The sequence below is a fragment of the Psychrosphaera aquimarina genome, assembly GCF_032461525.1.
Lineage (GTDB): Bacteria > Pseudomonadota > Gammaproteobacteria > Enterobacterales > Alteromonadaceae > Psychrosphaera > Psychrosphaera aquimarina.
In genome coordinates this window covers 262,847-275,297 of record NZ_JAWCUA010000010.1, presented here as the reverse complement: position 1 = coordinate 275,297, position 12,451 = coordinate 262,847, and the positions used below count along the sequence as shown (strand labels likewise).

Here is a 12,451-nt window from a genome sequence, read left to right as displayed (position 1 = left end):
CTGCTTGATTGTTAGAATAGATCAAACTAAACTAAAATTTCACAATAAAAATTTCACAGTGTAAATTTTACAAAATGCGACCAAATAAAAGCCTATTAAGAAAATCACATTTCCTTGGAACCAAGATCAGGAATTTGCGTAAGCGTAATAACTTAACGATTGAGGATTTGTCAGCCCGTTGTGTCAGAATCGATCCTGAGTACGCGCCATCTGTATCTTACCTTTCCATGATTGAACGCGGTAAACGAGTCCCTAGTATTGATATGTTAGAGGTTGTAGCAAGTGTTTTTCAAAAAAGTGCGGAGTGGTTTTTAGATGATGAGCCTGATCATCAAGACATAACTCCCGACAAAGGCAGCCGCGGTGGTATCAAGGGAATGCCCCTTGAACCTAGTTTTTTATTTTCTAATGACATTCTACAAATCGCAATACCGGAGATGTTGTCACAAACGGGTATCTCTGGGCGTCAGTTTGCGCATTTGTTAATACGTGCTCATCAGGAAAATAATCAAAATCATTTTCCTGACTTAGAACGTGCAGCCGAAGAAGTTGGTCTAAAACGTATGCCATTGAGCATAGATGAACTGATAGCGATCACTAAGCAGTTAGGGTTAATAATTAAATGGTTTGATAAACCACCGGCAGAAGCGGTTGATGAATTAGGCATGCATTCAAAAAATGTGATCACTTCCTATTTTGAGCCCGCAAATAAGCTGTTTTTAAACCGAATTTTAAAAAAGTTTCCAAATCGACTTAAATATGAATTAGCGGTCCACATTGGTCATGCCGTACTTCATAATACAGATGGGCTAAAAAGTGTCATGTCCGTTGGAGGTCATCAATTAAATACACAAGAGCAAATTAATCATGTGTCTTCATCCACCGTCGATCCCCAAGACATTTTGCATGCATGGCGTGACTTCGAGTCTAGCTTTTTTGCCGGTGCGTTATTGTGTCCTAAAGTGCCATTTAGACAATTATTAGACCGTCACGGATATGAAATATCCAGCCACAAAATAGCCGAGGTTTCAGCTTCTGTTGCCATGCGACGCATGACTGCCGTCTCACCTTACGCTCACTGGCATTATTTTGATGCTTATGCGCCAGGTAAATTAAAAGCAGTATACCGTGGAAATGGCATTCCATTACCATGGGGTAATATGCGTAGCGTAGTGGATCCTTGCCAACATTGGGCGGTATTTAGAATGATTAATGCACCGAAAAACGGCGCTTCTTCTGCACAACTCTCTATTATGAATGTAGGCAATGAACCTAGAATATACTGCTGTGAGTCTGTAAACGTAAAAGATTTAGCCGGCAATAATCACGTATTATGTGCCGGTATTGATTTAAATCCAGCTATTGAAGCACAGGGAAAAGATGCGTTATCTATTGCTCATGATTTAAAACAGTTATGTGTTTCAAGGGGGGCTCGTCAACACCATCAAAGGCCATTAAAAATGACTTAATGAGCGTAGCTAAAATATTAAACATTAATTGGGTAGAGCGTGGAATTGAAAGCGATGCCAAACTCATTTGCTCAAGGGGTAATGTGTGCCCAAGGGACCCAAGTTGTTATGATCAAAACAATTAATAACAAATTTAGCTACGATATTATTGGTTTCATAACTTAAAGGTAGCAAGAGTAATCGATTTTTGTTATATCTTAACGGTTCAATATATGGGTGTGTAATATTTTAATGTATCGATTAATCTCTATAGTATTTATTATTTCATTGTTATTTTTGCAGTCTATAAATGCAAAAGAGATTGATCTTGTTACTTTTGAAACTAGCCCTATTGGAAAATATCTAAGTTATTTTCCGGAATCTGGTGACACACCATTAACATTAATTGCTGCCCAAAACGTATTTAATTCCGGCCAAGTTTTTACACAAAACCGACAAACCATTTCACGTGGTATCTATGTAGAACCAACTTGGTTTAAAACGACAATCAATAATAGAGCCTCTTTATCAACTCAATATAGACTTACAATAGAAACCCCTTGGTTAGATTATATTGATGTTTTCCTCGTAAATGACTCAGGTTCAATCCAGCATATTAAAGGTGGTGACTACTTACCAATCTCTAAACAACCCATTTTTGATCGATTTTTTGCGATGGATATTCAATTTGAAAAAGGATTAACGGATATCTATATCCGTATTGCAACAGAATCCGTAATGCCAGTTCCTATTAAGTTATCTACCGTTGAAGATGCAATTAATAATGCCAGCAATGATAAATTCCAGTACGGTTTTTTATATGGGATCTTGGTCGCTCTGGCCTTGTATAATGCCGTATTGTTCTTTTCTATACGAAAGCAAATATTTGGGCTGTATGCGCTCTACATATTAGGGTTTGTAGTTAATAGCTTATCTTATACAGGGTATTTTTATACCTTTTACACCACGCACCACGGTGTACACTTTCAAGACTATATGGATGTATCGTTAATGATAACTTACAGTGTCATTGGTTTGCACTTTGGTAGAGCGTTATTAGAAACAATTAAGTACGCGCCCAGACTCAATAAAACAATTGCTACGGTATCTAATATTATTCCATTTATAATTCTAAGTTTATTTTTAATAGATCAGTTACATTTTGCCACGCTTGTTGCTTTCTTGTTCAATACCAGTTTTGCTATTTTAACTATCATTTTAGGTGTTGTAGCTGTAAAAGCTAAAGTGAAAGTAGCAAAAATTTATCTGATTTCATCAGTAACCGCGGCTATGTGTGTCAGTTTATCCACCGCTGCGGTAGCCGGTATTTTTCCTTATAATAGTTTAACTTTTAAGGCAATTGAAGTTGGCATGGCCTTCGAAGGGATTTTATTAGCCGTGGCATTAGCCTCTCGATTTAGAGATGCACAGAGAGATAAAGAACAAGCCGAAGACTTTGCCCGCAAAGACGAACTGACTGATATATATAATCGTCGTGGTTTTAAATATGCCACCACTGAATTATTTACAAAATTTAGACAAAACAACGAGTGTTTTGGTTTATTGCTACTGGACATTGATAAGTTTAAAAATGTGAATGATGATTTCGGACATGCTACTGGTGATTTGGTCATTATTCAGGTTGCTAATTTAATAGCAAATACAGTACGTAAAATAGATATTGTTGCCCGCTGGGGGGAAGAATTTATAGTATTATTGCCATTGAAAAATGAAATCGAAGCGTTAAGACTTGCTGAAGATATCCGCTCGGCCATCGAAAAATTAGATACTCGGTATTTTGACGAAAGTGTAAAAGTAACAGCAAGTATTGGTGTATGTATTACCCGTTTTGATGATGCAAATCTACTTCGTAGCGATACGGTTGTGTTTGAGAAATTAATATCAAACGCCGATCATGCCCTTTATCAAGCCAAGATAAATGGCAGAAATAATGTCTATATTTACAATAATGAAACAGCCAATATCCGTGATTTAAAAACAGAAGGGATATTAAAAGTCACTTAATCCTCCCTCAATTGACGCTTATTTAATTTCGCACTTACCTATTTCAAACTTACCCATTTCATAGCTTCAACTCGCAAAGTCCCACATTTACATGCTCTTAAGCATTTATTGATTGTCATATGTAATTTTAAATTTCTCAAATGCTTTTCTAGAACAGTTTTATTAATCGGAAAATTTTATACCTTGCAATAAACCTAAATGATAACTATTATCATTTAGGTAAACCCTATTTTATCCGTATAAAAACATAAGAAGCATTTATATGAAACATCAATTTTTGTGCCCTAATCATCGTCAGGAACTCATTAACAAACCAACTCGAGCATTATGCAGTTGGGCAAATACTAATGAAACAGGAGTTACTCTAGCGAGTTTAGGGCAACACTATGACGCATTGCCACATTTAGGGTGTGCGTTTGAAGTCGCGGAGATTATTCTTACTGGAAATTTTGTCGAACAGGAAAAAGCGATAACTTTACTAACTAAATCTGCACTTATTCTAGCGGCTAGTCTTGAAGTTCTTGGTTATCAAGAACAACGGTTATCTGTATTACAGCTTACTTTAAACCGTCTTAATAAATTACCAAATTCATCTGTATTTTTTTCAGATCAATTAAATAGTTTAAAGTTGGCGTTAAATATAAAAAAACCTTACATTAGGAGGCATTATGGATTGCACTCATTGTGATATAGGCTTCAAACAACAAACATCTGAGGATGTAAACGACGAGAGTGAAAAGTATTATTCTTTGACGATAAAATCGGGCACATTAGCACGCCTTATGCAAAGACAACACCTCAACATTGCTGATTTACATTGCATGAATGCCGATACGAAACAATTTATTCAAAGCGTTTTATGACAATGTATTTTGTGTAAAACGGTTCAAAACCAATCAAGCATCCAACACCAAAAACGAAGTTAGCTTAATATCACCGTCGCCATTGCATATTGTTTTTCATCACTAATGGATAACAAAACTGAGGTGACGTTCATTGAATTAGCAACGTCTAACGCTTTACCTACTAATTCTAAGCGTGGGGCACCTAAATCATTATTACTAGTAATAAAGTGATGGAATGATATGCCACGACCAATACCAGTACCAAGCGCTTTTGCCGCTGCTTCCTTCGCTGCCCAACGTTTTGCTAAATAACGTTCTGGTTGAGAGTGTTTATGGTAAATAGCAAGTTCCGATTCAGCTAGAACCCTTTTAGCAAAACGATCTGAACTTTCTATGACACTTGCTACTCTAGATATCTCAACAATATCTGTTCCTAAACCAAGAACAGACATTAAATACCTTGCCTAGCTTCATTCATGAGTGTCTTCATGTCTCTTACCGCTTTTTCTAAGCCGTCGATTGATGCTCTAGCAATGATGGCATGACCAATATTTAACTCATAAATCTCTTTAATAGCAGCGATTGGTTTTACGTTATGGTAATGCAAACCATGCCCAGCATTAACGATCAAGCCTTTGCTTGCCGCATATTGAACACCATGAATGATTTTAGCTAATTCTTGCTGTTGTTCCTCTTCCGAGACTGCATCAGCATAGTGCCCAGTATGGATTTCTATGTAAGGTGCTCCAGAAGCAACTGAGGCATCAATTTGTGCTTCATCCGCATCTATGAATAATGACACTTTTGCACCAATTGCAGACAAACGAGTAACGGCATCTGTAACTTTATCAATCTGACCTTTAACGTCTAACCCACCTTCGGTTGTGAGTTCTTCTCTTTTTTCAGGGACTAGACAAACAAATTCAGGTTTAACCTCAGCCGCGATATCAATCATTTCATCAGTAACCGCCATTTCCAAATTCATTCTGGTTTTGATGGTTTTAGCTAATACGTAAACATCACGATCTTGGATGTGACGACGATCTTCACGCAGATGAATAGTGATACCACTAGCACCAGCATGTTCAGATACTGCTGCGGCATGAATTGGATCAGGATAAGTAGTGCCGCGCGCTTGTCTTAATGTCGCAATATGATCGATATTGACGCCTAAATGTAATTCTGCCATTTTATTTATTCACTATTTTCTAAATAATTCTCTGGATTTTAACGGCTTATCGCCAAGATGGCGATGCAAACATGCCCTTAAAATTAATTTTGCTAATTTTAATTGTTGTGCGGAGAGTTTATCTATCTCTAAATCTGTATTTAAAAATTTATCTATGCCTATCAACTCTGAACCAATAATGGCTCTTTGTGGGTTATTGCTATATACAAAACCAGACCCTGCTAATAATTCATAATACTTATCAGCTTTGATATCCGCCTCACTATGTAAGTCATAATCAAAACTAATGCCATATCCCAACATCACTAATAAACGGTATTCAAACTGCCGTAAAATAGCTTCTAAATACATTCCACTTTGACTATCCACACCTCGCTCAGAACTATGTTGCAGATGAGAAAGGGCGTAATTATAGAGCGGGAACAATTCGTCGTACTGAGCATCTGATTTGCATAATCTGCACAACACTTCATTTAAATAAAACCCACAAAAAAGAGACTTTGATTTTAATCGGATATCGGATGAAGTTGAATTTATGTCTATTGATTTTAAACTATGTAGTCCGCGACCTTGTTTGTATTTTATAATTAAAGGTCGAAAAGGTTGTAATAGCGCGGTACGTGCGGTGTTCTTTTTTCCACCTTTGCTGGCAATAATTGATACACGACCTTCCCCTTCAACTAAAAACTCAATGATTAATTGGTTCTCTTTAAAAGCCCGAGTGTGGAGGATAAACGCTTGTTTTGATTCGAGTTCGGCTAACATAACAGATTAATTTCTTCTTCTTCAAATTTGGCAATTCAAAGTATTAGTATCTAACTAAAAAAGGTTTATTTGCTTATCAAAAACAAATAAACCTCTTTAATCTTGGTTAGTCTTCTCCGTAACCTAATGAGCGAAGTGCACGTTCATCATCAGCCCAACCACTTTTCACTTTAACCCAAAGTTCTAAATAGACTTTTTCGTCAAGTAAGCTTTCTAAATCTTGGCGAGCATCACGACCTATAATTTTAAGCTTTTCGCCTTTCGAACCGATAACCATTTTCTTTTGGCCTTCACGTTCAACTAAGATAAGAGCATTAATACGCCAAATCTTTTCATCCCATTTAAATTGCTCAATTTCAACCGTTACAGAATAGGGTAACTCTTCACCCAAAAAGCGCATTAGCTTTTCTCGAACGATCTCTGCAGCCATGAAACGAGAGGATCTATCAGTGACATCATCTTCTGGAAAGAAAAATGGATTTTCCGGCAAGTAATCTGAAACCAGTTCTTTTATGGCCTCAACATTTGTGCCTTTTTCTGCAGATATCGGTATGATCTGTTCAAAATTATGTTTTGCTGAAACCTTTTGCAAAAATGGCATAAGATCTTCTTTATGTTTGATCTCATCGACTTTATTAATCAACAAAACAACAGGTTGTTTTGAACGGATAATTTTATTTAACACCATTTCATCGTCGTCATGCCACTTCATCGCTTCAACAACAAACAAAACCAATTCAACATCACCTAAAGCACTAGATGCCGCTTTATTCATCAACTTGTTAATAGCGCGTTTTTCTTCTTTATGAAGCCCTGGCGTATCAACATAAATAACTTGTTCGTTTTCTTCAGTATGAATGCCTAAAATACGGTGACGTGTTGTTTGTGGCTTCTTAGAAGTTATACTTATTTTTTGCTGCAGTATATTGTTCATTAATGTTGATTTACCAACATTTGGACGACCAACAATGGCAATTAAACCACAACGTTTTGGGTCCGATAAATCCGCACGATTATTTAAATTTTGTAACAATGCGTCTAATTCGGCTTGTGACTGTTCTGATTTACTCACCTTTAACTACCTCTAATGCTTTTTGCGCAGCAGCTTGTTCTGCTTTTCTACGACTGGTTCCGGTTGCAGACAATAGTTTGCCATTGTCTAAGGTACAACTGATCTTAAATGTTTGATTGTGAGCCTGACCAGCTACGCCAGTCACCTCGTAGATTGGCAATGCCCTTTTTCTCGACTGAAGCCATTCTTGTAATTGTGTTTTTGGATCTTTTAATGCGTTACTCGGGTCGACTTGTTTTAACCTATCGGCAATCAACTTTAGTACAAAAGTACGACATTGTTCGATATCTGAATCTAAATACACTGCACCAATAATAGACTCAATTGCATCTTCTAAAATGGAATCCCGTCTAAAACCACCGCTTTTCATTTCACCAGGACCTAATAATAGCCAACTGCTGATGTCGTATTCTTTGGCGATTGCCGTTAACGTTTGCCCTTTTACTAATTGAGAGCGCATACGAGTTAGCTCGCCTTCAGTCGCTTTTGGAAAAGCAAAATACAAGGCTTCTGCGACAAACATGCCCAACAAAGAGTCACCAATAAACTCAAAACGTTCATTATGTGAACCTTTAAAACTACGATGAGTCAGTGCTTGAATAAGCAATGACTCATCATTGAATTGATAACCTAATAATTTAGCCAATTGGCTATAATCTTTTTTAATCAATCTGATCTCTTAACTTTTAGTTTTGTTTATGTAACGGTTCATTATTGAACCGTCCCTAAACGTGAAAAACGAATATCTATTGGTATCCAATTCGGTAACCAATCTATTGCTCCGTCGTTATAGACAAAGCTCATCCAAATAAATACAGCCTTACCAACTAATTGGTCTTCACGAACAAATCCCCAAAAACGGCTGTCTTGGCTATTATCACGATTATCACCCATCATAAAATAATGACCTTCTGGCACTAACCATTCATTTGTTTTCCCATTAGCTTGAACAAATGGGTAGCCATATTCCTTGTTGATATTAAATAAAATGTTGTGCTCAACTTCACCAAGTAACTCTGTTCCTAAAGCAACCGTTTCACCATATGCATTAATTTCGTAAACAGAGTCTGACTCCATTGGCATTACGTTAAGCTCTTTGCAACGTTCCGACTCTCTTTCACAACTTGGTTGAATAAAAAGTTGTTTATTACGATATACAATTTTATCACCAGGTAAACCAACAACACGTTTAATATAGTCTAAACGTTCATCTTCTGGGTATTTAAACACCGCAATGTCACCACGAGATGGCGTATCCATCTCTATTAGTTCACTTCGCCAAATAGGATCATGAACACCATAGGTGTATTTTTGCACCAAAATGAAGTCGCCAACTAACATTGTTGGCATCATCGAACCTGATGGTATTTGAAATGGTTCAAATAAAAATGAGCGGAATATCGTTATTAAAAATAAAACGGGAAAGATAGACTGTGCCGTTTCAGCGATCACAGGCTGTGGCGCTATTTTTTCTAATTCATCTAGTGCTATGTTACCTGCAGTGCTAGCTTGTGCGATAGCAATTCGTTCTCTTCGAGCTGGCGCATATAATTTGGCATCAATTAACCAAATTAAACCACAGGCTACTGTAATAACTACTAAAAATATTGCGAAATACCCGGCCATTTATATCCTAACCTTTTTTATTTTCCGATCTTCAGAATAGCTAAAAACGCATCTTGTGGTAACTCAACATTACCCACTTGTTTCATACGTTTTTTACCATCTTTCTGTTTCTGTAGAAGCTTTTTCTTACGGCTAATGTCACCACCGTAACATTTAGCTATTACATTCTTTCTTAATTGTTTTACGGTCGTTCGAGCAATAACATGAACACCTATGACCGCTTGAATAGCAATATCAAACATTTGACGAGGAATTAATTCTTTTAATTTCTCAGCTAATTGACGCCCTCTAGATTGTGAAAAGTCTCTATGGCAAATCATCGCTAATGCATCTACACGTTCGCCGTTTAATAAGATATCGACTCTCACCATGTCTGCAGCTTGGAATCGCGTAAAGTTATAATCTAATGATGCAAAACCACGACTTGTTGATTTTAATCGATCAAAGAAGTCCATGACTACTTCAGCCATTGGTAAGTCATAACTTACTGCAACTTGTTTGCCATGGTAGCTCATCGCAGTTTGTGTACCGCGCTTTTCAATACATAATGTAATAACGCTACCTAAGTATTCTTGTGGTACTAAAATATCAGCTTTACAAATTGGTTCACGTACTTCTGTAATGTCGGCAACCGCAGGCATTTCTGACGGACTATCAATGCTGTGGATAGCACCATCTTTGGTTAAAATTTCATAATTTACAGTTGGCGCCGTCGTGATTAAGTCTAAATCATATTCACGTTCCAATCGTTCTTGAACGATTTCCATATGTAACATTCCTAAGAATCCACAACGGAAACCAAGCCCTAAAGCGCTTGAACTTTCTGGCTCATAAAATAAAGACGCATCATTCAGACTTAGTTTTCCTAAAGCATCACGAAAAGACTCGTAATCATCTGAACTTACAGGGAATAAACCGGCATAAACCTGAGGTTTAATTTTTTGAAAACCAGGTAACGGCTCGATAGCAGCATTATTAGCTAAAGTGATGGTATCACCAACTGGCGCACCTAATATCTCCTTAATACCAGCAATAATGAAACCTACTTCACCTGTATTCAACACACCAGTGTCTGTTTGTTTAGGTGTGAAAATACCGACTTTATCAACTTGATGTGATTCACCAGTTGATAATATTTTTAATTTGTCACCTTTTCGAATTGAACCATGTTTAACACGAACCAAAGATACAACACCTTGGTAAGGGTCAAACCAAGAATCAATGATCAGCGCTTGCAAAGGCTGATCAGGTTCACCAACTGGTGGTGGAATGTTTAAAACTATGTCTTCTAAAACATCTTGAATACCAATACCTGTTTTTGCAGAGCATTGCACAGCACCAACAGCATCAATACCAATAATATCTTCTATTTCTTCTGAAACTCTATCTGGATCAGCTTGCGGTAAATCTATTTTGTTTAGTATGGCACGGACTTCTAAGTCCATTTCAATAGCGGTATAACAGTTTGCTACTGTTTGCGCTTCAACACCTTGTCCTGCATCAACCACTAACAACGCACCTTCACACGCGGCAAGTGAGCGAGATACTTCATAGGTAAAATCTACATGGCCTGGCGTATCGATGAAATTTAACTGATAAATTTCACCGTCTTTCGCTTTGTAATTCAGAGTGACACTTTGCGCTTTAATTGTAATACCGCGTTCACGTTCAATATCCATTGAGTCTAAAACTTGTGCTTTCATTTCGCGGTTTGTTAACCCTTCGCAAAATTGAATAAGTCTATCTGACAGTGTGGATTTACCGTGATCGATGTGGGCAATGATTGAAAAGTTACGAATGTGCTTCATAAATAGTGTGATATACCTGTGACGTTGCTATACAAGGTGTGTTTGCAGATAACAAACAACATAAAATTAACTTTTGAGATAACTCAAAATTAGCGATAGAACCAAAGGGCGAAATTTTACACTGATTTCACCGCTCACTCCAACTCTTTATCTTATATAGGGCGCTTTATTCACAAATAGTTACTAGAAAATAATATAAAGAATTGCGATTAGTCTAACTCAATCACTGAATTTATGATTTCACCATTATAAATTCGGATCAGCACAGGTTGATATTTATCTACATCAGATTTGTTTAATAGGTATCTAGATAATAAAAAGCCTATATACCCTCCTAAAAAAGTAGCTAAAATAACGTGGATTTCTTGTATCTCTATAAATCGAGATAACCAAAACTGTGCAGTGCAAGCTAAAAATATGGCAGACAACAAAGGTAACATATACAAATAAAATGACCCTTGTAACAAACTCGCTTCCGGGATACCAATTTCGACCGACTCGCCGACTTTCGCATTCAATGTATTTTTGACTTTATTGACGACACTCTTATTAGAAAAAGCCTGTGCAATTGTGCTGGTACCACAGTTACTTTTAGCGGCACAAGTATTACATGTTGATTTAATTGCTGTCTCAACAAGCAAACAGTCCTCTTCAATAGCAATTACTTGACCGATCTCTTTGATCATAATTAGATGCTTTTCACAGATATGGCAATTTTATGTGCCGTTTCTGGTGGGATAGAGCCGACGACGGTAACGTCAAAACCATCAGAACGCACCATGACAAAAGACATTGCTCCTTCTTGTAAAACCAAAGGGCTATTAAAACTTTCAAGTTGCCTTTGAACATACACTGAGAACTCGACAAGCCCATCACTGAATAGATAATAATCCGAAACCTCTCGTGTGATTGATAAATGATGTCTATCACTTTTGATTAACGAAAAACCATTAGGTATCCAACTCATATTCCAATTATTAGTTTCTTGATGCGTCGCGATTAGTGCACTTGGTGGCTCGGGTAAATTATGCTGACTTAATTTAATGATTTCTTCAGTAGGCCCGGTGAATAAAGATAAATGGGTCATTAACACTTGCTCAATGACTTCACTTTTTTCATTAACAAACGCCAATCTTAACGGTAATGCACTTTGTACATCAATCCAAACCCAATAATTATAAGTAGTGTCATCAATAGACTCTATGCGGATTAATTGTGCTGAACGTCCACCTATTTGGTTTTTACTCACTAGAACAAATTGATAACTGTCGGTTAACTGACTTGAGTCTTGGTAGAAAATTGGAGGTATGAACCTTCTTATACTGTCACTTTGAATACTGTATGGTTCTTTATTTGGCTCAATAAAAGTCACTACTTTATTGTGCCTAAGGTTACTAATGCCACCACCAATTAATGGTGAAATACTTTCAACTTCTACTTTTTCTTCATCGTCAACTACGCCGTGTACCCAATTATATGTCGTTGTTTTATCAGCCTTCATAGTAACAATGCCAGCTTGAAAATTGGACTCTGTTAATGCCGTTTTTAACTTAGCTAGCCAAAACTCAGCATTCACTTTTTCAGTAGAGGTTATAGGCGTTTTATCCGTTAATTCAACGTTATCTTTCTCATTGGGAACATCATTCAAAGTAGACGCGTTTACATGGCTACTT

12 protein-coding genes and 1 pseudogene are annotated in these 12,451 nt (G+C 37.0%); 4 read left to right on the top strand and 9 right to left on the bottom strand.

Features of this window, described 5'->3' with window-relative positions; all coding sequences use genetic code 11:
* Positions 1–74: 74 nt before the first annotated feature.
* The 4 genes and pseudogenes from RT723_RS13145 (at position 75) to RT723_RS13130 (ending at position 4,336) form a co-directional block, all read left to right on the top strand.
* Positions 75–1,594: pseudogene (locus RT723_RS13145) on the top strand (DUF3612 domain-containing protein).
* Between the two features lie 106 nt (positions 1,595–1,700).
* Positions 1,701–3,473: a sensor domain-containing diguanylate cyclase gene (locus tag RT723_RS13140; protein ID WP_315947507.1), complete on the top strand. Its 1,773-nt coding sequence runs from the start codon at positions 1,701–1,703 to the stop codon at positions 3,471–3,473.
* A 262-nt stretch (positions 3,474–3,735) separates the two neighbouring features.
* Complete coding sequence (locus RT723_RS13135; RefSeq protein ID WP_315947506.1) at positions 3,736–4,161, top strand: hypothetical protein; 426 nt, start codon at positions 3,736–3,738, stop codon at positions 4,159–4,161.
* Complete coding sequence (locus tag RT723_RS13130; protein ID WP_315947505.1) at positions 4,142–4,336, top strand: hypothetical protein; 195 nt, start codon at positions 4,142–4,144, stop codon at positions 4,334–4,336. The genes RT723_RS13135 and RT723_RS13130 overlap by 20 nt, the downstream gene beginning before the upstream one ends.
* Before the next feature lie 59 nt (positions 4,337–4,395).
* Here the strand turns inward: RT723_RS13130 and acpS are convergent, their stop codons facing one another.
* The 9 genes from acpS to RT723_RS13085 all read right to left on the bottom strand — a co-directional run bounded on the left by acpS (position 4,396) and on the right by RT723_RS13085 (position 12,426).
* Positions 4,396–4,770, bottom strand: a complete 375-nt coding sequence (gene acpS / locus RT723_RS13125) for a holo-ACP synthase (RefSeq protein ID WP_216056252.1) — start codon at positions 4,768–4,770, stop codon at positions 4,396–4,398.
* A complete protein-coding gene (gene pdxJ / locus RT723_RS13120; RefSeq protein WP_315947504.1) occupies positions 4,770–5,507 on the bottom strand; it encodes a pyridoxine 5'-phosphate synthase in 738 nt (245 codons plus the stop codon). The genes acpS and pdxJ overlap by 1 nt, the downstream gene beginning before the upstream one ends.
* A 12-nt stretch (positions 5,508–5,519) precedes the next feature.
* A complete protein-coding gene (gene recO / locus RT723_RS13115) occupies positions 5,520–6,272 on the bottom strand; it encodes a DNA repair protein RecO (RefSeq protein ID WP_216056254.1) in 753 nt (250 codons plus the stop codon).
* 106 nt (positions 6,273–6,378) lie between these two features.
* Positions 6,379–7,305 (bottom strand): GTPase Era, encoded by a 927-nt coding sequence (gene era, locus RT723_RS13110; RefSeq protein ID WP_252731850.1) that lies wholly within the window; start codon positions 7,303–7,305, stop codon positions 6,379–6,381.
* Between the two features lie 31 nt (positions 7,306–7,336).
* Complete coding sequence (rnc, locus tag RT723_RS13105) at positions 7,337–8,011, bottom strand: ribonuclease III (protein ID WP_371820014.1); 675 nt, start codon at positions 8,009–8,011, stop codon at positions 7,337–7,339.
* A gap of 44 nt (positions 8,012–8,055) precedes the next feature.
* The gene (gene lepB, locus RT723_RS13100) at positions 8,056–8,970 is read right to left on the bottom strand and encodes a signal peptidase I (RefSeq protein ID WP_315947503.1); all 915 of its coding nucleotides are present in this window, start codon (positions 8,968–8,970) and stop codon (positions 8,056–8,058) included.
* A gap of 17 nt (positions 8,971–8,987) precedes the next feature.
* Positions 8,988–10,778, bottom strand: coding sequence for a translation elongation factor 4 (gene lepA, locus RT723_RS13095; protein WP_216056257.1), 1,791 nt, complete (start codon positions 10,776–10,778; stop codon positions 8,988–8,990).
* Between the two features lie 209 nt (positions 10,779–10,987).
* Positions 10,988–11,464, bottom strand: coding sequence for a SoxR reducing system RseC family protein (locus tag RT723_RS13090; RefSeq protein ID WP_315947502.1), 477 nt, complete (start codon positions 11,462–11,464; stop codon positions 10,988–10,990).
* 2 nt (positions 11,465–11,466) lie between these two features.
* The gene (locus tag RT723_RS13085) at positions 11,467–12,426 is read right to left on the bottom strand and encodes a MucB/RseB C-terminal domain-containing protein (RefSeq protein WP_216056259.1); all 960 of its coding nucleotides are present in this window, start codon (positions 12,424–12,426) and stop codon (positions 11,467–11,469) included.
* Positions 12,427–12,451 lie beyond the last annotated feature (25 nt).